The organism is Brevibacillus sp. Leaf182, from assembly GCF_001423865.2.
GTDB classification, from domain to species: domain Bacteria; phylum Bacillota; class Bacilli; order Brevibacillales; family Brevibacillaceae; genus Brevibacillus; species Brevibacillus brevis_C.
The window spans coordinates 190,014-216,990 of record NZ_LMPN02000017.1 but is presented as its reverse complement, the minus strand read 5'-3'; the positions used below and the strand labels follow the sequence as shown (position 1 = coordinate 216,990).

Annotated in this window: 13 protein-coding genes; 10 read left to right on the top strand and 3 right to left on the bottom strand. The window is 46.2% G+C overall.

Going from position 1 to position 26,977, the window contains the following annotated elements; all coding sequences use genetic code 11:
* The first annotated feature begins 13 nt into the window (after positions 1–13).
* Together ASG16_RS07375 and ASG16_RS07370 are read left to right on the top strand one after the other, a co-directional pair.
* Positions 14–1,606, top strand: a complete 1,593-nt coding sequence (locus ASG16_RS07375) for a sensor domain-containing diguanylate cyclase (RefSeq protein ID WP_056495242.1) — start codon at positions 14–16, stop codon at positions 1,604–1,606.
* 204 nt (positions 1,607–1,810) lie between these two features.
* The gene (locus ASG16_RS07370) at positions 1,811–4,132 is read left to right on the top strand and encodes a S9 family peptidase (RefSeq protein WP_056495245.1); all 2,322 of its coding nucleotides are present in this window, start codon (positions 1,811–1,813) and stop codon (positions 4,130–4,132) included.
* Positions 4,133–4,281: 149 nt separating this feature from the next.
* Here the strand turns inward: ASG16_RS07370 and ASG16_RS07365 are convergent, their stop codons facing one another.
* From ASG16_RS07365 to ASG16_RS07355, 3 genes are all read right to left on the bottom strand, one after another.
* On the bottom strand, positions 4,282–4,608 hold the full coding sequence (locus ASG16_RS07365) for a hypothetical protein (protein WP_048034918.1): 327 nt from the start codon (positions 4,606–4,608) through the stop codon (positions 4,282–4,284).
* An 8-nt stretch (positions 4,609–4,616) separates the two neighbouring features.
* Entirely contained in the window at positions 4,617–5,033 is a 417-nt protein-coding gene (locus ASG16_RS07360) for a hypothetical protein (RefSeq protein WP_233220522.1), read from the bottom strand.
* A gap of 272 nt (positions 5,034–5,305) precedes the next feature.
* The gene (locus ASG16_RS07355; RefSeq protein WP_056495248.1) at positions 5,306–6,379 is read right to left on the bottom strand and encodes an RDD family protein; all 1,074 of its coding nucleotides are present in this window, start codon (positions 6,377–6,379) and stop codon (positions 5,306–5,308) included.
* 136 nt (positions 6,380–6,515) lie between these two features.
* Between ASG16_RS07355 and ASG16_RS07350 the strand changes: the two genes are divergently transcribed.
* The 8 genes from ASG16_RS07350 (at position 6,516) to ASG16_RS07315 (ending at position 26,968) form a co-directional block, all read left to right on the top strand.
* Positions 6,516–7,634, top strand: a complete 1,119-nt coding sequence (locus tag ASG16_RS07350) for a hypothetical protein (protein WP_056495250.1) — start codon at positions 6,516–6,518, stop codon at positions 7,632–7,634.
* A 242-nt stretch (positions 7,635–7,876) separates the two neighbouring features.
* The gene (locus tag ASG16_RS31590) at positions 7,877–10,447 is read left to right on the top strand and encodes a winged helix-turn-helix domain-containing protein (protein ID WP_056495253.1); all 2,571 of its coding nucleotides are present in this window, start codon (positions 7,877–7,879) and stop codon (positions 10,445–10,447) included.
* Between the two features lie 254 nt (positions 10,448–10,701).
* A complete protein-coding gene (locus ASG16_RS07340) occupies positions 10,702–11,382 on the top strand; it encodes a response regulator transcription factor (protein WP_056495256.1) in 681 nt (226 codons plus the stop codon).
* Positions 11,379–13,166 carry a sensor histidine kinase gene (locus ASG16_RS07335; protein ID WP_056495259.1) on the top strand — a complete coding sequence of 596 codons (1,788 nt, stop codon included), beginning with the start codon at positions 11,379–11,381 and terminating at the stop codon, positions 13,164–13,166. The genes ASG16_RS07340 and ASG16_RS07335 overlap by 4 nt, the downstream gene beginning before the upstream one ends.
* On the top strand, positions 13,147–13,674 hold the full coding sequence (locus tag ASG16_RS07330; protein ID WP_056495262.1) for a hypothetical protein: 528 nt from the start codon (positions 13,147–13,149) through the stop codon (positions 13,672–13,674). Before ASG16_RS07335 ends, ASG16_RS07330 begins: the two co-directional genes overlap by 20 nt.
* A 188-nt stretch (positions 13,675–13,862) precedes the next feature.
* On the top strand, positions 13,863–18,830 hold the full coding sequence (locus tag ASG16_RS07325; protein ID WP_056495265.1) for an Ig-like domain-containing protein: 4,968 nt from the start codon (positions 13,863–13,865) through the stop codon (positions 18,828–18,830).
* 70 nt (positions 18,831–18,900) lie between these two features.
* On the top strand, positions 18,901–19,065 hold the full coding sequence (locus ASG16_RS30840) for a hypothetical protein (protein WP_198674191.1): 165 nt from the start codon (positions 18,901–18,903) through the stop codon (positions 19,063–19,065).
* A 781-nt stretch (positions 19,066–19,846) separates the two neighbouring features.
* Positions 19,847–26,968 carry a non-ribosomal peptide synthetase gene (locus tag ASG16_RS07315; protein ID WP_056495268.1) on the top strand — a complete coding sequence of 2,374 codons (7,122 nt, stop codon included), beginning with the start codon at positions 19,847–19,849 and terminating at the stop codon, positions 26,966–26,968.
* Positions 26,969–26,977 lie beyond the last annotated feature (9 nt).

Here is a 26,977-nt window from a genome sequence, read left to right as displayed (position 1 = left end):
AAGGGGGCATCCGATGCCTGTCTTACAAAAAAAAGCAAACCACCCAAAAAAGATTAGCCTGGTGGCACTGTTAACAGGACTAGTCTCTTTATCTGTTGTTCTGACTGTTACCATCCTCCTTATCTCATTCTATCAATCCAAAAAACAGGCACTGATTCACACGACGTTGACCCTAAATCACACAAGTGCACTCAAAATGAGTCACACCATAGACGCTTTGATCAAATCTATGCGAAGTAGCTTACAGTATTCGGCGAGTATCTTTTCCGATATGCACGGGATGAATGCAAATGAAATACATGCGAAGCTTGAATTGATACGACGTACAAACAACTATTTTAATTCGATTACCGTGGTGGATGAAACCGGGTTAGTTCGAAGTGTGTCTCCCGAATCAATTGGTACGGAAGGAACATATTTGAGGACGACAGCGGCGAAAACGATCTTGGCAAAAAAAAAGCCTTTTATTTCTGTACCGTACATGACTGCAAATTCGAAACGTCTCGTTGTACTTATTAGCGAGCCTATTTACGATAAGGACGGAATTTATCGTGGGTTTATCGGAGGAACGATTTATCTTCAAGAAGAGAACATTTTAAATACGATCCTTGGGAGCAACCCAACAGACGAGCTAGGTTCATCTTTCTACATCGTAGGTTCAAACGGTCATTTGTTGTTCCATCGTGATGCAAGTCGGATCGGAGAGGATATCAGTGCGAGTCCAGCCGTACGCAAGCTCCTTCAAGGTCAAAGTGGCTATGAACAGATCGTCAATTTGAGGGGGCAGACGGTATTAGCCGCTTACGTGAAGGTTGCTGAGAATGACTGGGGTGTTGTTGTCGGGTCACCTATCAGTGTTGTTTATGAACAAGTAAATCGTGATATTCAATGCGTTTTGTTGTATACGCTGCCTCCTTTTCTATTATTAATGCTAGTTGTGATTGGGCTCGCACGCAAAGTAGCAAGGCCTTTCGTATCCCTGGCCGATCTTGTGAGCAAGGCAGGTAGAGAAGAGGTTGAGTTCTCGGAAGGTAAACAGCATTGGAATCGAGAGGCTGACCTGTTAACGCGAGCCATTCGCTTTACATTAAACGATATCAAAAAACAGACAGATCAGTTGGCTCATGATGCGCGAACAGATCCGTTGACAGGGCTAGCAAACCGAAGAACGCTCGAAGAAACCATGCAAAAATGGATGATGGAGCCAATCCCCTTTTCTCTTATTATGATGGACCTTGATCGATTTAAATGTATTAATGACACATATGGTCATCAGTCTGGAGATGAGGTGTTGAAACATTTTGCGAAAATGATTTCTTCATCACTTCGGCCTGAAGATGTGAGCAGTCGCTTTGGCGGTGAGGAATTCGTTGTCCTTGTTTCCCATGCTGGCTTGGAGGAGGCCTATCAGGTGGCCGAACGAATACGCCATGCCTTAGAAACAAGTACAAATCCAATCGGGCAGCGGCTAACCGTGTCACAGGGCATTGCGCACTATCCTTCTCATGCTGTTTCGGCTGAAGATCTGATGAATATAGCTGACGAGGCCATGTACAGGGCGAAGAAATCGGGTAGGAACCAAACCATGATAGCAGAAGTGGAGTAATCTATGTTTGGAGCGAAGAGGCGAGAGATCGCTTCTTTCTTTTTTGAAAAAAATTCACTTGTTCGGTGCTAAAAAAGTAAATTCGGTGATATATTATCTCGCTTTTTACATATGCATGTAACAAATGGATAATTAAGGGAATTTCTTGTTTGAAAATGTGAAACACATGATTCTTGTATCTCACTTTGAAAGAGGGGGATTCAAATGGAGAATGTTGTCACATGGGAACAGTATGAGAGGGCACAACGCCTGCATCCTGCCAATTATTACGACGCAGTATTCAATGCTTTTCTCAGGCCAAACTGGATCAGCGGGAATCGGTTCTGGTACATCCGAGAAATCCGGTTGGAAAAGGGTACTGGCAGGCAGTATGTGATCGTGGATGCTGAACAGAATACAAGTCAACCAGCATTCGATCACGCGCGATTAGCCGTCTGTTTGTCAGGAAGGGCAGGAGAAACATATAGTGCAGAAACATTGCCACTTGGGGAGCTTTTGTTTACCGAGAATGGATCGGCATTCCAGTTTGAGGTTGGCGGTACTGTTTGGAACTGTGATTTACAGGAATACAGATGCAAGCGCATAGATAAAGTTGATAAGCCGTCGATGGATGAACTGCCGTCTCCAGATGGAAAGTGGGTGGCGTTCGTATATGATCACAATTTGTATGTTCGGTCACTCGAAACCGGAAAGCGTTTCAGGCTGACTCGCGACGGCAAGGCATACTATGATTACGGAACCCAGCCTGAATGTCGGCTCTCGACCGTGGCGGAGAGATTGGCAAACATGAAGCTTCCTCCCGTAGCGATTTGGTCACCCGATTCCAAGATGCTGTTGACCCATCGGCTTGATCAAAGAAAGGTGCGCAATTTGCATCTGATTCAATCGGTTCCGAAAGGCGAAGAAGTCAGACCGGTTCTGCATTCGTACCGTTATCCACTGGTTGGCGATCCACACGTACCGCTGGCAGAGCTGGTCGTCTGTGATTTGGAAAGGCGAACCAAAGTCCAGATTGAAAGCGAGCCTTTACTGGCATGTCCAGTCTCACCCCTCACTCCGGGGATGCAAATGGCAGGATGGTCAGCCGACAGTAAACAGATCTATTTCGCCCGGATGTCCCGTGATGCCCGCTCTGTCGATTTTTCCGTAGCTGATCCTTGCTCCGGTGAGGTTTGCACGCTACTGCGGGAAGAAAGCGATACGTTTTTGAACCAAGATCTGCATAATCTCGGAGCTGCTAATCCGAATATTCGGTTATTGGCCGATGGTTCATTCATCTGGCACTCAGAGCGTGATGGGTGGAGCCACCTCTACCATTGCGATGGCAAAACGGGAGAGATTCGCAATCCGATCACATCGGGGTCCTGGACGGTACGAAAATTGATGGCAGTGGACGAGCAGCAGGGATGGGTGTACATCACTGGAGGGGGGCTAGAAGAGGGGCGCGATCCTTATTATCAACACCTGTATCGCGTTCGCCTGGATGGAACCGGTCTGTCGTTGCTGACGCCAGAAGATGCAGAGCATGATATTGTGTTTTCTCCCTCTATGAAGTATTTCGTCGATACGTTTTCGCGAGTTGATTTGCCGGCTGTTTCTGTTCTTCGCTCGGTAGATGGCAGCCTGATTCGCGAATTGGAGTACGCTGATGTGGAGATGCTGCTCGAGATGGGGTACCAATTTCCAGAAAGGATTACTGTCAAAGCACGAGACGGTGTAACCGATCTTTATGGGGTGATGCTGCGTCCATTCCCGTTTGATCCTTCACGCAAGTATCCGGTCATCGATTACATTTACGGGGGACCACAAATCATCAATACGCCGAAAGCTTTCGCGCTTGATCCCGGCCGAAGTCATGACCCGCTGGGTGGTGGACAATCATTGGCGCAGTTGGGGTTTATCGTTTTGATCCTAGATGGAATGGGAACACCTTATCGTTCTAAAGCGTTCCATGACATTTCAAACGGAAAATTGGAGGAAGCAGGAGGTTTGCTTGACCATGTGATAGCGATAAGGCAATTGGCAGAGCGCTACCCTTATGTGGATGTTGATCGGGTAGGCATTTGGGGATCGTCAGGGGGAGGCTACGCTTCGACAAGGGCCATGCTCTCATTTCCTGAGTTTTACAAGGCTGCGGTTTCCGCGTGCGGTAATCATGATCAACGGCTGTATATATCAGCATGGGCAGAACGCTATCAAGGTCTGTATGATCCGGACTTGTACAGGGATCAAGACAATGCACGTCTGGCAGCCAATCTGACAGGAAAGCTCTTACTGGTGAGCGGAGATATGGACGAAAATGTGCATCCTTCCCAAACGATTCGAATGGCAGATGCATTGATTAAAGCGGATAAAGATGTTGACATGTTGATTTTGCCTAACCGACATCACGGCTTTTCTTTGGAACGGTACTTTATCCGCAGAAAATGGGATTACTTTGTACGGCACTTGATGAGAGCAGAACCTCCGTGGGGGAATCAAATAGCCAGCAAAAAGGCCAGTGATACAGAGCAGATAGAGAAGTAGTATGTGTGAGGAAAGAAAATAGTGAGCTGCGAAGAGGAGCCCTAGGAAGAGCTCCTCTTTTCATATTTTATTGAAACTACGGAGCCATTCTTAACCCATACAGCGTCGCGAAAATAAAAGAGGTTCTACAAAAGTAGAACCTCCGTCCATTACCAGCCTCTTTGAGGAGGGGTCTGGATATGATTCGTTTCTTGATCGATGGTGCGGGCCATTTCTTTAATTTTGGCCAGTCCATCATCAATCTGGCGCTTATTCGCTGCAATGCGATTCGCTAACGAAATTAATTGGCTAGATTGGGGTGGGTAGGGTGCATTTGCCAGGGTAAGTAGCTCTTGTTGAGCGCCGTCAAGGTTAATCGCTGCATTGGCTACCATATCCACTGCAAAGGAAATTTTGTCAGCGAGATGGTCAACCTTATTTGCCACGTGATTCGTATGCTGATTACCCCAACCGTTCGAATTGTTTATGTACGACATTCGATCACCTACTTTTGGACTTTGTCAGTGATGCTATCGATTTCTTTTACTTTTTGTGCAATTTTATCCGTATGTCCATCAATGGCGTCTGTCAGCTTGTCAACGTCCTTCACGTTCTTTTGAACCTCAGCCAGGTTGTTCAACGTATTTTTTACTTTACCCGTAATACCATCTGCAATGGTACCAACAAGCACCTTGATGTGATCAGGAGCATTTTGACCAACCTGAGCCACGAGACTTTCGATCAGTGGTTGAATTTCACCCAACGTTGTTTGTGCATTGATCAGCTCACGAGAGCAAGAATTCAATTCGTTGTCAATTTTATCGGAGTCGCGGTCAATTTCTGCCTGGATATCTTTAATATCTCCAAGAACCTTGTCGATTTGATTTCCGAGCTCGCGGACTGTTCCTTTCCCCATAAACATGTACATGCACCTCTCAAGAAATATTTATAGTAACTCTTAAGGATTAAGAGCGATACCCTGGACTGAAAATTAACGCTTATCGGAATAAATGTTCTAGAAAAAAATGGTTCCTGTATTACTTTAACATTATATGTAAGGAAGGACTACCCTTCAATTATACATATAAACCACTTTTTTCAATCGTTATATGGTCCTGTATACAAATAGGCATAGAGTCCCTACTTTTTCCAAGGGAAAAGCCACCTAATGAAGGTGGCTTCTGTATTCTGTCGCTATTTTACCTCGCGGAAGCTTGTACTGACCTTTTGGAGCTCTTGCTTGAGTGACTCAAATCTTTTTTCTTCTGTCCAAGCCATGATTTGATGAAAATGTGTAGGCGTTTCGACCAATGTCACAATATAAGCGACCTTAATGCCGTCTATTTCGCCTTTGGCATTGAATTGGATGGCGACCTGGTTGTCGACTACAGTACGAATCTGTTTATCAACGGATACATTTTCTACAGCCTCTTGAAGGTTTGCTTCAATGACTTGGGCATAATCCTGAAGTGTGAATGAACTGTCTAGATCCTGTTTCGATTCTGACAGTACCAGTACATACTTTTCGCTAAAACGATTGGAGATTTCTATATCCGCTTCATCGTGAAGGGCTGAATCCTTACTCCAATCCGAAGGGGCTGTTATTTGAAACTTTTTATCCTTGCTATAGAATATTTCTTCGGTAGGCGTTCTTGATGCGAGATCGACTATCCCAAAAATCATCCCAATGATGGATAAAACAGCTACGATGGAGAAGACAACAGCGAGTACGGTGGTTTGCTTTTTGCTGACGTTGTTCAGATCTTTTACTTTAACGACGTATGTATTCGCTGCTAGATCGCCTAAGCGTTGTCTTTTGTCGGAAGCCAACACACTGATACCGGCTGGCAACCCGCCTAGAAGAAATACATTTGCTTCGAATAGACGAATGAGGGAGCGGAGAAATGATTTCCATAACCCCGGTGGCCGTCCTTCCGCATTGACAGCAATGATGCGGAAAGTAAATTTTCCGATCGTATATCCGGTAAGTCCTTCTAACAGTACATAATAAGAACATAGGATAATGGCGGCTAGGAGGAAGAAGTAGAGACCGTTTGCGTCTTTATCAATGGAAACCCCAAGTGAGAGCAATCCGATTAGAAAACAAGCGAGGAGAATATGATCAAGAACATGGGCTCCCCATCTCGTGAAAAAAATCGTCGCTCTGTCGTACGATTTCGACAAATCTCCCATGTTTTTTGGTGGCTCTTGCTGGGCATGAGGAGAAAACTCTGTCAGTACCAATGGTGATGGCGGTTGTTGCTCCAATTTTGTGCACCTCCTGAAAAATGTAAACATATTACATTTAACCACTTTGAAAATTGTATTGTCAATTGTAGACGATTAGAATGGAAAAAGATGAGTAAGGCGCTGCCGTCCCATTCCGCGGAGAGGAGAATCGCATATGGAAATCCACCAAATACCCGAGCAATTGCCATTGATCAAACATTCCAAAGACCTCTGGGGCTCTTTTGCCTATAGCAAGAGTAAGGATGCATACGGTTATGACAAGAACGGGCTGAAAAGATACGCGTTGATCGTTCAGCTTCAATACGATCAGACTGTGACAGACGCAGACAAAGAGTTCCTGCACTATTTGATGAGACAAGAGATTGAGATGCATAAGTCTCATCCGTATCAGGGATTACATGAATCCATGGACATCGTGGCTTTTTTGTTGGCGAAGTGTAAGGATGTTAACCATATCCCACTGTTTGAGCAGGCAAAATTAAGCAATTTTGATACCTACTATGGCTTTGACACCGAATATATCATTTCGGCGGGGATTGAAGAGGCGATCACGTATATCGAAGAGAATGCTCTGTACCGAATCAGCTCTTTCTTTCAGGATAAGAAAGAGGAGCTGGAAACGATGTATACGGCTGAACATATGGAGCGATGGTTTCAATCCAAGGCTAGGATTTATCCGGCCAAGCGCGAGGATGAGTCCTTGATTACGTTAATGGACAGAGCAAGCGATTTCGGTAACATGACAGAAGCCAAGAAATTACTGGAGAAGCTAGAAGAGCAGTTGGGCTCTGACAAAAAGCATTATTCTCTGCTGTATCATCAGGCAAAACGATTGGAAGAGTACGACAAGGCACTTCACTATCTCACACAGAATTTCCCGGAACAGGAAGATTCGTTTGACAAAGTATCCCACTGGTTAAAAATAGCCGAAATCCATTTACTCAAGCAGGACTGGGTCCAGGCTTTTGCCAGCGTCAAGCAGTGCGAGCCAGAGCTCAAGCTCTTTACTTCCTGGAGAAGTGCTGGTTTGGGTAGAAGTTTGAGCGAGACCTTGTTGGATATCAGCTTGAAGGCAAAGGACAGCGACGAGGTTTTGGCTAGAGAAGCGTACCGCTGGGCCGACCAGATGTTGAAATCGACAAACAACTCCAACAGTAATGTTTTAAGAAAAGCGCACCAGTGTGCCAAGGTGCTGCAACTCAAGCAGGATAAAAGGCTGTACAGTAAAAAAGTCGCGATAGAAGCCAGACGAATCAACAGAATGTTTAGATGACTGAAAGTAAACCCGACAACTGAGATAGTCGGGTTTTTCTCTGTCTGGATGCAACGTTCATAAAAAAAATACCCACTCAGGGACTACTTTGCTGTATCTTTAATCTGAGCAATATTTCCTATCTTTTTATGTACTCTTTTTCCCCCGTTAGCCAACCTCATTGCGCTTCAGGACATCGATAGCAAGGCTACTTTCCATGTTTCCTTCATGAATGTCATTTTACTTCTAGGCAGGAGATGCGTATGGATTTATTAACGTACAGTCCACTTATCGCAACCAAGCTTCATGTTCCGAAGTATGGTTCGGACTTGTTGCTTCGGCATCAGATATTGAAAGAAATCGATGACGCGGGCGCTGCAAGATTGATTCTCGTGTGCGCGCCAGCCGGTTTCGGAAAAACGACAGCAGTCAGTCAATGGACGCAAAATTCCGGCAAACCGACCGGTTGGATCTCCCTGGATGAATCCGATAATGATCCCGTGCGCTTTTGGCGATATTTTGCCAGGGCAATTGATTCGGCGCAGGAAGGCTTGGGCAAAGAAGCCTCCTCAGTGCTCCACCCGCAGTACACGGCTTCTGCTGAGCAGTTGATGTCCGTGTTACTCGAAGAAATTGCGGGGTTTGAACGTGATTTTTATCTGGTATTGGACGATTACCATCTCATTAAGGAGCCTTCCATTCATGAAGGACTGCAGACTCTGATCCAGCATGCTTCCTTATATATGCATGTCGTCCTGATTACGCGGGAGGAACCTCCTTTTGCCTTACACCGTCTACGCGTTCGGAAACAGTTGAAGCAACTGGGCTCAGACACTCTTCGGTTCAATGAGGAGGAGTGCAGGCGCTTATTCCAGGAGCAACTGGGTCTGAGTCTGTCAGATCAAGACATTGGCTCGCTAAGCAAACGAACGGAGGGATGGGTGGCCGGTTTGCAGTTAGCAGCCTTGTCCATGCAAGGAAAGCCCGAAGCGTCTAAGATCATTCATCAATTTTCCGGTAACGACAAGTATGTCGGGGAATATTTGACGGAAGAAGTATTGAAACGACTGCCAGAAAAGGTGCAGATGTTTTTGTTGAAAACGTCCATACTGCCGCGTCTGACAGGAGATCTATGCGCAGCCGTTACCGGAGAGCCGGACGCTCACGACATCCTTCGCATGCTCGAGAGAACGAATTCATTTGTCATCGCGCTGGACGGGGTAAATGAGTGGTATCGTTATCACCATTTGTTCGCAGAACTTTTGCTCTCCCATGTAAGGAAAACATATAACGAACTGCTTCCTGCCCTACATATCTCTGCAAGCGGTTGGTTTGAAAGTCACGGGTGGATAATGGAGGCGACTGAGCATGCGTTTCTCGGAAAAGATTGGACCCGGGCGAGCCGTTTGATCGTCGCACATGCACCGTGGATGTTGAAACAGTACGAAAATATAACACTGCGCAGATGGATGAAATACTTTGAGAAGTCCTGGTTGGAAAGCAACCCCGAGCTGTGCATTGCTTTTGCCTGGCTGCATGCTGTGTCCAACGAAATTGATCAGGCTGAAATCCTCCTTCAATTGGCTGACGAAGCAACACGAACCACTCATGGGAGCTTTGACGACTGTCGAGTTGAAATGTGTGTGCTTCGGGGATATATCGAAGTGATGCGGGGAAATGTAGACCTTTCCCTCAAATATATGGAAGAATCGGTTCAAATGAAGCCAAAATTCAGCCGCTACTTCATCGTCGGCATCGAGCTGAATTCGGATGAGCCGTATGTGCTGCGTAGTCGTGTGGCCTTGAGCGGGTATTTGTCCAACGTGAATGAATACTATCCAAAACTGAGGGCGATCTGGAAGCACAGTGGTCTTGGCATATTAGCCTACGGTTCCATCGTGATGGCTGAGCTTTATTATGAGAAAAATGATTGTGAGCAGTTAAAATATTTCGTACCGCGAGCCATCCAGTTAGGCACCATCTCCTTGAATTTCGGCGTATTGGTCCCTGTGTATCTGACTTTGGCCCGATGGAGAAAAGCAGAGCATCGTAACGACGAGATGTGGCTGGCCATGGAGGAAATTACATTGCTATGCCGCCAGCACGATGCGCCTCCCCATTGGATGTCTTTTGTAGAAACATTCCGCGTCCGATTATGGATCGAAGAAAATCGACGGGAAGAAATAGAAAAATGGGCTGAGCCCTACACGAAAATGAATGTCGATATTGTCGCTTCCCGACATGAATTTGAGCGAATGACGTTGGCCCGGGTATACATCTATTTAAAAAACGACAGTGCAGCCATCATGCTGCTCACCAGTCTAAAGCACGAGGCGGAAATAAAGGATCGGCTCGGGAGTCAGATTGAAGCTTTTCTACTGCTCAGCCAAGCTTTCATGATCCAAAAACAGCATCATGAAGCGATGGAGTGTATGCGCATGGCGGTGATATTAGCCGCACCAGAAGGCTATGTACGCACTTTTTTGGATGAAGGCCCTGGCGTTGCCAAAATGCTCTATTCGCTCTATAAAAGCAAAAACGTATCCAAGCAAGAGATGGCTTATCTTTCGATGCTGCTCAAAAGCGTGGAGAAGGAATTTCCTACGCTTGATATTCAAATCCGGGTATCTCCTGCATTGGAAAAATTGACGGAAAGAGAGTCAGAAGTGCTGGCACTGATCGGTGAAGGGTTATCCAATTCGGAGATTGCGGACAAGTTGCATCTCACACTGGGGACGGTAAAAGGGCATGTGCATCAAATTTTTAGCAAGCTCCAGGTGAAAAATCGTGCACAAGCGATTGTTAGATTAAGAGAGAGCGAGATCGACCATTAGAATCACCCTGCCTTTACGGAGGCCACTGAAAAAGCAAAACGAGCCTCTGGAATCGATTCTAAGGCTCGTTTTGCATGTTTTCAGTGGCCTCAGCCATTTTCGGGTGTTTGTTTTCTTTGCAAATCCATCTCATGTACACACAACGGTCACATCAGCCATCTATACTCATTTTGTAAAACCATATGGTTCGTAAGTTTCACAATAAACTGGTAATCTATGCAATAAATGCCCAACCACGAGTAAGGAGTGCGGAAATGAAACGGAAAGTATTACTCGTAGAGGACGACGAGCTCATACGTGAATTTGTATCGGATTATTTTAAAAAAGAAGCTTGGGAGGTGTACGAAGCGCAGCACGGTAAAATGGCGATGGAGCTTTTCGCTCTGCACTCTGTCGATTTAGTTGTGCTAGATATCATGATGCCCGAGATGGATGGCTGGTCGGTGTGCAGAAAAATCCGCCGACAATCGGACGTTCCCATCATGATCATTACAGCAAGAGTAGACGACGATGACCAGTTGATGGGTTTCGAGCTTGGCGCGGACGAATATGTCACCAAACCGTTTAGCCCAAAAGTATTAGTGGCCCGTGCCAAAGCTCTGATGAAAAGGGCAGAGGGGAGCATTGGGAGGGGAGATGATATCGCTCAGTTTGGAGCATTGACGGTAAACAAACGAGCTCACACCGTTACGGTTGCAGGCGTCCCGATCTCATTGACACCAAAAGAGTATGAGCTGCTTCTGTTCTTCATCAAGCATGAAGGGACGGTCTTGTCCCGAGATAGCATATTGAATGGGGTTTGGGGGATGGACTACTTTGGCGACCATCGCACCGTTGATACCCACGTGAAAAAACTGCGTGCCAAGCTGGATACAGAGCAGCATCTGATTCAGACGATGATCCGTTTTGGATATAAGTTTGAGGCAAAACGATGAAACGCCTTCGACTAAACGTTGTGACAAAATTATTTGCCGCCACTTTTGTTTTTGTCTTTTTGCTCTACGCTTTGATATTGATAGGGGAAAAGTTTTTCTTTGAGCGCTTTTATTTACATGCGAAAGTAAGCGAGCTCTCGGAAGCAATGGCATCTTTCCCAGATGAGTACGCCAAACTCCCTCCCGACAAGCACAAGCTGGATAAGCTGGTGGGTACATTGATGAATCGCACAGATGCCAGCATCGCGATCGTAGATGAGCAGCTCAGGCAATTGAAACTAACCCCCTATTTTATGGAAATAAGAGTAGCAAATAAAAATCAAGTGATTACCTTACCGCTAAAAGAAATGGAAAGCACCGAACTCCCTGAAGCACTCCATGTTGGAGACACGATTACCATCGACGGAATCTACATGGATGAGAACAATACGATCATGAAGCCGATACGGATTGCAAGGCAAAGTCCATCCACAAATGTGTCTGAAAATGGACTGACCCGGGTTACGGCTGTTATTTCTGAACTCATGCTGCCTAGTCAGAAGCGGGCACATAACCCTTTTTATCAGGATTCTCTCGTAGCGGATCAAATCGGACCATGGCTGGCGGAGCAACACGACGAGATTACACAGATGAAAAGCGGATCATTCATCCAGCGGAAGTGGACTGATCCGTGGAGTGGTGTAAACTATGCCATCGTGATTCATCGATTCTCCTATCAGGGCGGGGCGAATTACATACTGGCGGTGACGACGTTGCAACCAGTGAGCGACGCGGTAAGTATGCTGACCAGCTATTCCATATACGCGACGCCAGTCATCCTCGTCATCTTACTGCTGCTGTCCTTTGTCTTTTCGAAGATCATCACGAAACCATTAGTTATGCTGAGTCACTCCGCTTCACGCATGGCTAATCTGGACTTCACAGAACTTGCTTCGATTCATTCTCAGGATGAATTCGGTGAGCTCTCTCGCCATCTGAATACGTTAGCTGGCAAGCTGGATCAGACATTAAAAGACCTGACGAGTGCCAATGTCACTCTTCGCGAGGATATTGAGCATAAGGAAAAAATGGAGCAGCTTCGTAAAGAATTGATTGCAAACATCTCTCATGAACTGAAGACCCCCCTTGGTATTGTGAAGGGCTTTGCGGAAGGGTTAAAAGATGATGTCGCACATGAAAAGCGGGAGCGATACATGGACGTCATTTTAAGCGAAGTCGACAAGATGAACGAACTCATTATGGATATGCTGGAGTTGTCCAAATTTGAAGCCAAAGCCATTTTGCTTCGTAGACAATCGTTTCCCGTATCGGAAATCGTAGATCGCGTAGCCGCTTCCTTTCAACTACAGCTTGCAAACAAGCAGGTACGACTATCGCTCGCCTTACCTGAAGATGAGATCAACGTATGGGCAGATCCAAGACGTATCGAGCAAGTGATCGTGAATTTGCTCGGCAATGCAGTCCGGCACGCCAATCCATCAAGTGAGATTCGGATTACGGGGGCCCGCGAGCGGGAGTGCATCCGGTTTCGAATTGAAAATGAAGGAGCGCACATCCCAGACGATCAACTAACACGGATATGGGAGCAATTTTATCGAGTAGATAGCTCTCGCTGGCGGAAATCTGGCGGCACGGGTCTCGGATTGGCGATCTGTAAACATATCCTCGATCTGCATGGCAGTGATTATGGTGCGGAAAATACCGTGAATGGAGTCGCTTTTTCCTTCACGTTGATTGAAAATGAAAACAAAGGTGGAAATGACAATGAATTTGAAAAAGAATAAAATGAAAAGCTTACTGGCTGTATTGGTTCTATCACTCGTTACTAGTGCTTGTGGCACACCGCTTCCTTCAGAATCGACTGGTCAAGTACCGCCGCAAGTTCCTCAGGAAAACAAAGAAAACAAGGAGAAACAACCGGAGAACGTTGCACAAGACATGGTCGCAGAACAGCAGGAAAAAGAAATTCTCGTCGTGGTCGACCAGGAACCGAAACCCATCGTGGGAAATAGCTTCTATTTCTTTATCGAACAGCGACCTGCCGGCTATTCGTTAGCTAGCATGCAGTGGAAGTCTGAGAAAACTGACATCGTAACCACGACAGAGCAAGCGATCAAAAACGACACAGAAGGTAACCCTGATGAGAATCGCTTTGTCATCGGTGGTAGCATGCCGTTATCCAGTTTCAACTACAAGGATGAGTTGAAGGGGGAAAAGGGGAAATTGATCTTGGTCTTTCAAAATGAGCAAGGCAATGAAAAGACATGGGAGAAGGAGCTAACCCTTAAATAACGGCCGATCAATTGGAACCTCATTTTTGGGGTTCTTTTTATTTGCAACCGAAAAGACATAACTTTAGTTAGTATTTTTTGTAAAAGACTGTTGTTAACATAATTTTGTTTCACCTAGATGTTTTGCTAGGGGAGTGTGTCGACAGTAGGGGGAGTTGAAATGAAGAAGAAAGGAGGACAACATTATTCATGAAAAGAATAATCGCTCGTTTGTTGGTATTCACTTTGCTGTTCGCAATTGTCCAACCTGTGTTTCTTCAAGAAAAAGTGAAAGCAGCCGATCTTCCCGTTGTGATTAGGGTAGAGGCAGACAAGTTCGTGGATGCGTTTGGTGCCTATCCTGATGGCCTGAATTACCAAGGAATTCCGAACGCGTTGATCGTCGGCTATGCCCGAGACTCTGGTGGGGACTATGGGGCTGCGAATACTGCCCTGCGTTTTGACCTGAGCGGCGTGCAAAGTGAGAGGAAAATTCAGTCTGCTGCCTTGAAAATTTATGTGCATAAGGTAGAAGCAACGGGCGGAGATATGCCTTTCATTGATCTATGGGGCTCGTCTGATGACAATTGGAACGATGATGCTGCGACCGTGCTGCCCTCGCATCATGAAAGAATCATAACAAATGAGTTTATTCCTACTAATTTCACAGGGTGGAAATCGTTTGATGTAACCAGCTTTGTCATGAGTAATATTCCAGACAAAAAAGCTACCTTTGTTTTAAGAGGAAGACAAACAGCGCCACCTGTCCCCGTTTTGTATCAGCCTCAAATCATTTTCTACGATAAAAGAAATTTTAACTACGCTTCTCAGCTAGAAATCACTTATGCTCCTAACTCGCCGCCAACCGATATCCTCTTATCGTCCAATTCGATTCCTGAAAACAAACAAATAGGAGAGGTAGTTGGTACGCTTTCGGCAGTAGATCCTGATCAAGGAGACACTGTTACGTTCAGTATTCAAAACACTACGGTGCCATTTGCTGTTGAGGGAAATCAACTGAAGGCGACGGAAACGTTTGATTTTGAAACGAAGTCGACTTACTCTGTGCCGATAACCGCAACAGACTCGGCTGGCAATACATTCGCCAAGGTAATGACCATTCAGGTGACGGATGAAAATGAACCACCTACGACAGCGACGGTTACCATCAATGGCGGTGCAGCCATTACGAGTTCAGAAAATGTGATGCTCACCATCAACCATGATGATCCTGACGCAGCCAAGCCCGAATATCGTTTGACGAACGTGGAAGGCGGTTCTTGGAGCGAATGGAAGCCGTTTGCGACACCTATACCGTGGACCTTTACGAAAGACGAAGGGACCAAAACGGTCTTCATGGAGCTGCGTGACGGAACAGGAACTGTCCTGCAAGCGCAGGATAGCATTTTGCTGGATACGACACCTCCAGCAGGGACCATCGAGATCAATAACGGGAACGTAGCCACTTCATCAGAGAAGGTAGAGCTTACCATTCAGGGGAGTGATGCGAACGGCCCGGTAGAAGTGATAGTGTCGAATGATAACAGCTTTACAGGCAGTTGGATACCTGTCCCAGCCAGCAATAAGCTGGAATGGAACTTGGCTAGTGGAGACGGACAAAAAACAGTCCACGCGAGGTTCCGTGATGGTGCAGGGAATCTGTTTACGACATCGGATACCATCGTGTTAGACAAAACGCCACCTGTTGTGACGGGGGTTGCGAATGGCAGCTTCTATACGGCAGATGTCACACCTGTCTTCGATGATGGCACAGCAACATTGAATGGTGCACCTTTTGCCAGCGGCACAAAGGTGAGTGTGGAGGGTAAGTATACGCTGGTCGTGACGGATGCAGCGGGGAATACGACTACGGTAACCTTTACCCTGGATAAAACCGCGCCTACTGGAACTCTTGCGATCAATAACGGAGCCAGCCATACGAACAACCAGGATGTCACTTTGCAAATCGATGCCACTGACGTTTCCAGCAAGGTGAAAATGAAGCTGTCCAACGATAACATCAGTTGGAGTGTGCTAGAGGATGTGGCGACCACCAAGACTTGGAAGCTAACAAATGGGGATGGACAGAAAACGGTCTATCTACAGTTGATCGACGAAGCTGGCAACCCCCATGATTTACAGGCATCGATTACACTCGACACGGTTGCACCTGTAGTCACAGGGGTAGAGAACAACAAGCTGTACAATCAGAGTGTCACGATCAGCTTCAACGAAGGAAAGGCGACCTTGAACGGAAAGCTGATAGCTGACGGAGAAATCGTAAATGAGGATGGAGCCTATACGCTGATTGTCACTGATGAAGCGGGCAATACAACGGCTCTTCCATTTTCGATCGATCAAACGAAGCCGTCAGGCAGTCTCAAAATCAACGGTGACGCCAATTATACCAATTCACTTGCAGCCACATTACAAATTGCCGTTACCGATTTCAGCAATGAACTACAGATGCGCTTTTCCCATGATACGAGTGATCCAGCCAATTGGACTTCCTGGGAAACGCTGACCACGACAAAGGCGTGGAACTTGCCGACTGGGGACGGAACTAAGTCGGTTTACATGGAAGTAAAGGACAAAGCAGGGAATATTGCCAGCTTTACCGATGAGATTACACTCGATATGACCATCCCTACGGGTGCTTTTGAGATCAATCAAGGCCAGTCGAATACCAACACGAGCAAAGTTACCTTGAGTGTGGAGTCGGCTGATGCCCATGGTGTGGAAATGCGCTTGTCCAATGACAATCTGACGTGGAGCGATTGGAAAACGGCACCATCAAATGGCGACGTTCCATGGGAGTTGAGCAGTGCTGATGGAACCAAAACGGTCTATCTCGAGCTGAAAGACCCGGCCGGAAACCAATTGGCTCTTCAAAAGCAAATCACGCTGGATTCCTCTGGACCCGTTGTCACAGGAGTCACCCAGGATGGTGTCTATGCCAGCGACGTAACGATTACCTTCAACGAGGGAACAGCATTGCTGAACGGCAATCCGTTTACGAGCGGTTCTGTCGTCAGCGCGGAAGGATCGTATGAGTTGGTCGTCACAGATGATGCACAAAATCGCACGACGATTCGTTTTACACTGGATAAAACACCACCGGCTGGAACACTCAGTATCGATAACGGAGCTGAATTTGCGAAAACAGAAGAGGTTACGCTGCAACTCACTGCGTCCGGAAATCCAGACGACATCGAGATAGCTATCTCTAACGCAGATGACAATTCGGGTACGTGGGAGCGATTCACAGCGTCCAAAGCATGGAAGCTGGCTGATGGCAGTACAAACGGCATCAAAACGGTCTATGTCAAGCTGCGGGACAAGGCGGGGAACGTCACAAAGCTAAGCGATACGATTGAACTCGATGTGGAGTCGCCGACTGGATCTATCACGATCAATAACGGAGACAGCTACACCAAGTCCCGTGATGTTACGCTCGCCATCACAGCGAACGACAGTACGAGCGATGTACAAATCCGCTTTGCAAATGGTGACAACGACTGGAGCGATTGGGAGGAAGTAACTGCGACCAAAGCATGGCAGTTGAAGTCCGGTGATGGAACCAAGACTGTCGAGATGCAGATCACAGACAGGGCAGGGCACATCACAACCGTTTCCGATACGATCGAGCTGGATGCAGATGCGCCCGTTGTTACAGGAGTCGAGGACAAAGGGATTTACAAAGATGACGTGACAATCACATTCAACGAAGGAACCGCGACGCTGAATAGTGCTCCGTTTGCAAGTGGCGACCAGGTAACCAGTGAAGGCAAGCATGAACTGCGGGTCGTCGATGCTTCCGGAAACGAAATCAAGATCACGTTTACCTTGGATAAGACAGCACCAACGGGAACGTTCGTCATTAACAATGATGATCGTCTAACCTACTCCACCAGCGTGAGACTGCATGTTACTGCCACGGACAATTTGGGAGATGTAGAGATGCGCATCTCCAATGACCAAGGCAAGTGGAGTAGCTGGGAAAAAGTGACGGGGACGGTACCGTGGAACTTGACGTATGGCAATGGGATGAAAAAAGTTCTGATTCAGCTTCGCGACCAGGCAGGAAACTCCGTCGAACTGGATGATTCCATTGAGCTATATGTGCCAAATGTGCCGAATCCACCAACAAGAGAGCCGGTCACCGGAGTTGAGTTGGAGGAAGAGGAGTTAACGCTGCGTGTTGGCGATACAGAAAGCCTTCGTGCCACTGTAAAACCAGCGAATGCAACAAATAAACGAGTCGAGTGGGAAAGCAGCGACTCTGAGATCGTCGAGGTAGATGAGGAAGGCAAGATCACGGCAGTAGCTTCTGGGACTGCGACGATTACAGTAACGACCGTAGACGGGAACAAAACCGATTCGGTGGAAGTAACCGTTAAGGAAATAGCCACCTTCCAGTTGGAAACAAACGAACCGTCCTTCTGGATGAAGCCAAGGGGAACCACGAGCCTACGCCTTTATAAAGTAGAAGGCAAAAAACGCAAAGACATCACGCGAGACAAAAATGTTGAGTACGACACGGAAAACGGGTTGGTTACCGTCAAGCAGGGCCGTATTACGGCAGGCAAAGAAGAGGGAGAAGACATCGTTACCGTAAGCTATATGGGCGAGGAACTGGAGATTCCGGTGACGGTTTCTAAGAAAACCATTCGTTCGTTGACGACTTCCTTCAAGGATTTGGTTTTGGAGATCGATGAGGAGAAGCAGCTAACGCTGACAGCCGTCTTCAGTGACAAGAACACCGAAGAGGTCACAGAAAAAGCAGCTTGGTTCTCAAGCGACGAAGAGGTCATCGAAGTAACAAAAGAGGGAAAAGTGACAGCGCTGGCTGAAGGGAAGGCTGTCATTACTGCGAAATTTGGCGGTAAAAAGGTAACCAATCGTGTGCTCGTCGTAGAGGAAAAGAAAGTGAAAGATTTGCGAGCATCGCGCTCTTCGCTGCGCTTGAAGGCAGACAAGACTGGAGAGATCGTCCTGTATGCGGTCTATGAAAAAAGATACGAGGAGATCGTCACCAAGGATGCCGAATGGACAGTGGAAGATCCTGAGATTGCGACTGTAGAAAATGGTGTCGTAACCGCTCTGGAATCTGGTAAAACAACGATTACAGTGGAATACGGCGGCGAGACCATTACGATTAACATTACGGTCTGGTAAACGAAAAGGGGCTGTTCGATCAACTGTAGAGCGCAGCCCCTTTTCCATTCTGTTTAAAAGGTGAAGAAGTATGGAAAATGCACTCATTGCTTTTGCAAGCAGCATCTTGATTGGGGCCATTTTTTTTGGGGTCTTATGGTGGGAAGGCTCGTGGTTCAGTCTTCGGTTTACGAAGTGGTACTTTGGTATTTTGTTGGCAGTGTCATTGGGCGTAGGTGTGTATAACTTTTCCTAGAAATGTCTGAGACATTTCTCCTTTCTTGGCGTTAGGTGAGCTGTGAAACGAACCTAGCACAAGGGAGAAGAAATGTCTTATATTTTTTATGTGCAAAAATTTCCTAATTATAGTTTTCGGTTGAGCAAAGACGACTCAATATCATCCTATTTGACATAAAATTCAGACATGATATAATATCAATAAATGGCAAAAGATTACAATTCATACTTGATATGGGTAATTCTCTGCGATTCTTTCCTAACCAACTCCTTTGCATTTCAACAAGTTTCCCTCCTTTCATAGAGTCAGTAGCTAGTTTAGCAACTCTGATTCGAAAGAACCATTTCTCATGATCAAGTGCAGTGTCCTGCATTGGTTTGATTACACATAACAACATCCTCACTCTACACTCCATCTCCCATCATAGCAATCCAATCAACTAGTGTATAAAGCGCTAATCATTCAACTCCCACATGAAATCTATACTCCAATTCACCTAAAAAGAAGAGTCACCCCGCGGCGAGATTACAGTCGTGGGCTAGAATTGTCGATTCATCAAGCTGTCATTCTTGGTATTCTTCCAATTGCATACTCCACAAGCGTGTCAGCACTGACAAAGACCGATTATCAGACGCTGGCCTGATTATTTCATATGCTGTGCGATGAAGCCACTCATTGATTCCTTTGCAGACATTGCTAAGAGGAGGGGAGGTGTCGTGTTGATTAATCAGAACAGGTGAGGATCTTCGCTCGTTTTGAAGATTCCCATCATTACCAAACGCGAAAAGGGAGGATGACCATGTCCATGGAAGAGCAAAAGAACCATTGGCTGTCAGAATTAGCTGGAGAAGCTCCATTGCTACAGCTTCCGCTAGATATCTCCAGGCATCATCATACTGGATATGTGGGCGAGACTCAAACGATTGATCTTTCAGATACGGTGAGCAAGCAAGCCATACAGGTGGGGATACAAGAAAAGGCCGATCTGTTTACTGTACTCTTAGCTGCTTATCACAGTTATCTTTACAGGTATACGGGTCAAAAGGATATTCGGGTTGGTGCGGTGAGAGACTCTGCGTTTTGGATAAATCGAGTCCTTGTTGATGGAGCTATGAATTTTAAACAGCTACTAACCGAGGGCAAGGATAAAGCAGAGAAGGGACAGATGTTCGCAAGTCTTTCAGTAGCCACGCCATTATTTCATACCTTATTGAGAGTAAGAAAAGCCGGAAATGTAGTCACGATAGACAAGCTTTCTATCGAGTACGACGAGTCAACGGTAGATTTGCGTGTGGATGTTGAAGAGGCAGACGTCTTGCGCATATCTTTCACCTACAATGCCAGGTTGTTTACACAAGAAACCATCCGAAGAATGCTGGAGAACTTTTGTAACTGGATGGAACAGGTTGTAACGAATAGGGAAACACCTGTCGATCAATTGCGATTGATCACCAAAAGTCAGGAAAGCGAATTGCTAGACGAGTGGTGCAGGAGTGACGAGGCTTTTGAGCTTCCTGATACCATTTTAGCTGCCTTTGATTGCCAAGCTAATCGTCATCCAGAGGCCATCGCACTCGTTTTTCGGCAAGAGGAAGTTACCTACAGGGAATTGGATATACGCTCGAATCAATTGGCCCATCATCTTAGAAAGATAGGTGTTACGAGTGAGACGCTCGTTGGCATATGCCTGGAGCGCTCCAGTGAAATGATCGTGAGCATCTTGAGCGTGTTGAAAGCAGGAGGCGCTTATGTCCCGATGGACCCCGCGTATCCTGTTCAAAGACTGCGCTATATGATAGAAGATGCAGAATTGCCAATCGTCATCGCGAATGAAGCATCTGTCGCAAGAATACCTGACGGAATAAAAACTATTAATTTATCTGATGATTCTGAAATATTCTCGAGTGAAAGCATGGAAAAGCCTGAAAACCAAGTGAATGGTAACGATCTGGCCTATATAATCTATACCTCGGGCTCGACTGGCAATCCGAAAGGGGTCATGATCGAACATCGCTCCATCATGAATTTTCTTCAAACACTGGAGAAGCGTAGTGAACTGACGAATACAGACAGAATCTTGCAGAAAACATCTATTTCTTTTGATGCGTCTGTCTGGGAGCTCTATTGGTGGATGGTGAAAGGTGCGAGCTTGTACATCCTCCCTAACGGCGAAGAGAAAGACCCTGCCCTGCTGGTAAAAGCAGTGGAGAGATATAACATTACCCATCTTGAGTTTGTGCCATCCATGTTAAAAGTAGTCTTGGATTATATCGAGAATGATCGTACGTCTTCTGCCCTATCCTCTCTGAAATATGTCACTGCCGGTGGGGAAGTGCTTCCACCTCAAGTTGCCCGGAAATTTACGCATCTACTGACTATTCCTCATGGGACAATCTTATATAACACCTATGGTCCAACGGAAACTACCGTCGAAGTTGCCAGCTACAAATGTATGCCTGAGGATCATCGCTCTTTGATCCCCATTGGAAAGCCAAACTGTCAGACACAATTGTACGTATTCAATGAGCATTTACAAATCCAACCCGTCGGAGTGGCTGGCGAGCTCTATATTGGTGGAGCAGGTGTAGCAAGAGGGTATTTAAACCGTCCTGAATTAACCGAAGAGCGTTTCATTGCCAATCCTTATCGTCCAGAGGCAGATTCGCGATTGTATCGAACGGGAGATTTGGCTCGGTATGCAGCCGACGGTAATCTGGAGTATCTTGGTCGCAATGACAATCAGGTCAAAGTGAGGGGATACCGGATTGAGCTTGAGGAAATTCAAACGATTTTAAGCACTCATCCATCTATTGAGCAAACCATTATAGTGGCCCAAAAGGATTCCTATGAAAATAACAAGCTTGTCGCCTATGTGATAGGGTCTGGAAGCATAACGGAATGGCGTGATTATTTGAAGGCTCAGCTTCCGGAGTATATGGTTCCAGCGTATTTTGTGAAAATGGATGTTTTCCCGCTTATGCCCAGCGGAAAAATTGATATAAAGTCACTGCCAGAGGTAGGAAATAGCCGACCGCATATTTCAGCGGAATATAAAAAACCGGAAACAGAACTGGAAATGCAGCTCTTGGACATTTGGAAGGATTTGTTTGGATATGAGGAGATTGGTGTAGAGGATAATTTCTTTGAATTAGGCGGACATTCGCTGTTAGGGACGCAGGTTGTAGCAAGAATCCGCGCAGTCTTCAAAAAAGAACTCCCGTTGTCTACCCTGTTTCAATATCCGACAATCCGAAGTATCGTGCCAGTCATCAATGCCGCAGAGGATACATACTCGATGGATGCGTTTCCTGCCATAAGCAGGGCATCACGAGACAGAGATTTGCCGCTTTCTTATTCGCAGGAGAGAGTGTGGTTTTTAGAACAGTTAAGCTCCAATAATTTGGCTTATATCTTTCAGGCAACCATGAAAGTGCGAGGGATGCTAGATATCCCCATTTTGAATCAATGTTTTACCGAGATTGTACGTAGACATGAAATATTTCGAACCGTTTTTCTTGAGAAAAATGGGCGGCCGTATCAGGTCATTTATGAACCATTCGATGTGAAATTGCCCGTTATTGATGTTTCTCATGTACCTGAGAGTGATCGTGCACGTGAAGTGCAGAGATTGATTCGAGCAGAGATCAAGAAGCCGATCGATATTTCGCAGTTGCCATTGGCGAGATGGCTGGTTTACAAGATCTCTGATAGGGAATCGGTCATTCTGTTTGTAGAGCATCATCTGATTCATGATGGTTGGTCGTTCCGAAAATTCCTGAAAGAACTTTTTACGCTGTACAGTGCGTATCTGGAGAATAAACCATCTCCACTCGCGGAATTGCAGATTCAATTCGCAGATTATTGCGTGTGGCAGAACGAGATGTTTAAACGGGGCAAGGAGAATAAGCAGTTAACATACTGGAAGAATCTGTTGAACGGAGCCAACGGGATTCTGGAACTGCCAACCGATAGGCCACGCCCGGTCAATCAAACATTTAACGGGAACATGTTCACCCATTTAATACCGGAAGAATTGTATCTTCAATTGCGTGATTACTGCATGAAAACAAACACGACCTTATTCATGGTCATGATGGCTGCCTTTCAGACATTGCTGCATCGGTATTCGAATCAGGAAGATATTATCGTAGGTTCGGGTATCGCGAATCGGCGCTGGAAAGACACCGAAGACTTGATCGGGATGTTTGTGAACAATATTGTGATTCGGACGCAGTTTACCGATCAGATGACGTTTCAGGATGTTTTGCAAGCAGTCAAAACGTCAGCATTGGAAGCCTATGAGAATCAAGAAATTCCATTCGATCAGGTAGTCGATGCGTTAAAACTGAAGCGCGATCAAAGCCGGAACCCTGTATTCCAGGTCATGTTTAGCTTCCAAGACACGAAAGTTACCCATTTACCTGTATCCGATTTGGATATTCAACTCACTGAAGGCATTAGCAACGGATCGGCAAAATTTGATATTAACGTGGTAGTGACGAACCACTCTGAGCTCTCCGATTCTCTATTAACGAAGGAGGAATACGGGAGTATCAGCTTGGATTGGGAATACAATACGGATTTGTATGACGAATCTACCATGCGCCGCATGATTGAGCACTATATAGAATTGCTGAAAAGTGTTCTTACTCACAGTGACCAGACGCTCCATTCTATGCCAATGTTGACCGTCTCTGAGCAGAATCAAATACTCCAGAACTGGAATGACACTTCTGTTGCGTTTGCGGATCAGAAAACCATTCATCAAATTTTCGAGGAGCAAGCTGAACGGACACCAGAGCAAATCGCGGTCATATTTGAAAACGAACAGTGGACTTATCGGCAAATCAACCATCGTGCCAACTTCCTGGCAAGAAAATTGCGAAACCTGGGAGTGAAACCGGATACATTAGTCGGGTTAATGATGGAACGTTCACCTGACATGATGATTGGTATCCTTGGCATTTTAAAAGCTGGTGGGGCTTATATGCCGATGGACACGATGGCACCGAAAGAAAGACTGTCCTATATTCTTCAGGATAGTGATACGAAAGTAGTCGTCATGCAAGAGAAATTCAGGACAGCGATCGATTTCAATGGTCCGGTTCTGTACGTTGGTGAGAATATGCCTGAGCAAGAAGTAGAATGCGACAATCTTGAACCAGTTGCTCACTCGACAAATTTGGCTTACGTCATTTACACCTCAGGCTCGACGGGAGCACCAAAAGGCGTCATGATTGAACATCGCTCTGTCGTCAATCGCATGAACTGGATGGTTCATCGCTATCCTATGGGCGAATACGACACGATCATGCAAAAAACTCCCTATTGCTTTGATGTTTCGGTAACCGAATTAGTTTTATGGTTTTTCACCGGCAGCAAGCTATGTTTTCTCGCTCCTTATGCTGAAAAAGACCCGGAGCTGATTGTAAAAACGGTCGCCAAACACCAGATCACGTATATTCACTTTGTTCCATCAATGCTCAGCATCTTTTTAGACCATCTGGAAAGCAACGATTGTGCGGAAGAAATCAAAAGCTTGCAGCGCGTGTACACGACTGGGGAGGCTTTGACTACGGAACAGGTTCAACGTTTTCATCGATTGATTCAGCAGCGGAATCAAACGACTCTCCACAATCTGTATGGTCCGACGGAAACGACCATTGAAGTGACCTACTATGATTGTCACGCGGACAGTACGGTCATTCCCATTGGGAAACCGATTGATAATACGCAGGCTTATATCATCAACAAAGAATGTCACTTGCAGCCCGTTGGCGTCATGGGAGAGTTGGTGATTGGGGGCGTAGGGCTTGCTCGAGGGTATGTAGGAAAGCCCGAGCTGACAGCAGAGCGTTTTATCCCGAATCCATATGGTCGTTTATCGGCAGAAAAAATGTACAGGACAGGAGATTATGCGCGGTGGATGCCAGACGGCAATATTGAGTTTATTGGCCGAATGGACAACCAAGTGAAGATTCGCGGGTATCGAATTGAATTGGGAGAGATCGAAGCGCTCATGAGGAAGCAGCCAGGCGCAGGGGAAGTCGCTGTGATTGCCCAAGAATTTGAGCCGGGAGATAAACGGTTAATCGCCTATTACAGTGGTACCACATCGGTCGAAGAGTATAAGCTCCTTCTGCAGAAACAACTGCCACCTTACATGATTCCTTCGTATTTTGTACAGGTGGAGAAAATGCCGCTCACATCAAGTGGCAAATTGGATCGCAAAGCCTTGCCGCTACCTGACAGCCATACGGTAAGCCATCACTATTCAGCGCCTCGCAATACAACAGAGGAATTACTAGCACTCATATGGAGCGACATTTTGCGTATCGACCAAATTGGCGTATCTGATTCGTTCTTTGATTTGGGAGGCCATTCTCTATTGGCGACGCAGGTCGCCTCGCGCATACGAGAAGTGTTCGGTCAGCATCTCCCTCTGCGAGATATTTTCGAATGCCCGACCATCGAGAGCCTAGCCAAGCGGATATCCGAATTGCGTCTAGGCGGAAAAGCGGCTCAATTGCCCGCATTGCACCAAGTGGATAGGACGAAACCGATTCCGCTATCCTTTGGGCAGCAGCGGCTATGGTTTTTTGACCAACTGGAGCCTGGGAGCAACGTCTACAACATTCCGTATGTCTGGCGTTTAAGCGGTGCTTGGGACGTTAGCGGATTGGAAAAAGGCTTTAACCGATTGATTGAACGTCATGAAATGCTTCGTACGGTATTCGCAAAACAAAATGATACCGCTGTACAGCTCGTCAAGCCTTATCAACCGATATCGTTGCCTGTCATTGATCTCAGCCACCTCTCTATGGAAGAAGGGGAAAGGCACGTCACTCATCATATTCAACGGAATGCTGAGCGCGTATTTGACTTGAGTCAAGGACCGCTGATTGAAGCGGAGCTGATTAAGAAGAATGAGTCTGAGTATGTTCTTTTGTGTACCGTTCATCACATTGTTTTCGATGGTTGGTCAGAGGATATTTTGCTGGACGAGTGGATGGCTTTCTATGAAGAAGCAGTCAGTGGCACGCCAGCCGATCTACCGCCATTGGCTATTCAATACGGGGATTATGCAGTATGGCTGAGGGATTGGTTAACGGATGAGACAGTAAACGAGCAGTTGGTGTATTGGAAAAATGAGCTGGCGGGTGACCTTCCCGTGTTGCAGTTGCCATTCGATCATCCACGGCCAGTCATTCAAAGCTATAGAGGGGATATGCAGCATATACAAGTGGAGCCTGCCTTATTAGCGAAAGTAAAAGCATTCAGCAGACAGGAAGGGACAACCCTGTTCATGACCTTACTGGCAGCTTACCAAGGCTTCCTCTCCCGATATACCGGACAAACAGACATTTTGGTCGGCAGTCCGGTCGCCAATCGCAATCGCAAAGAAATGGAAGGATTGATCGGGTTCTTTGTAAATACGCTTGTTTACCGGGTGAATGTAGAAGAAGGGCCGAGCTTCAGGCAATTGGTCGCCCAAGTCAAGGAAAAAGCATTGCGTGGACAAGAGAATCAGGACGTACCGTTCGAAAAAATAGTAGAAGCCCTTCAACCAGAACGAAATACAAGCTACTCTCCTGTTTTCCAAACGATTTTTACAATGAATACTCATCTGCGAAATGTAAAGGAATGGCCGAATCGAAAAGTTGAGCCTGTGACGCTAGCCATCAAAGTTGCCAAATTTGACTTGTCTATTTCAATCGAAGTGATGAATGAGCACTCTGTATTGTTTTCGTTTGGATACAATGCGGATTTGTTTGAGTATGCCACTATACAACGAATGATCGGGCATTTTGTGAATTGGCTCGAACAAGTGACGGCATATCCTGACGAGAGCATAGAAAACTTGCGGCTCATTACCGAGGATGAAGAAAAACAATTGCTGGAACTATGGAAGAGCAATTAGGAGGGGCTG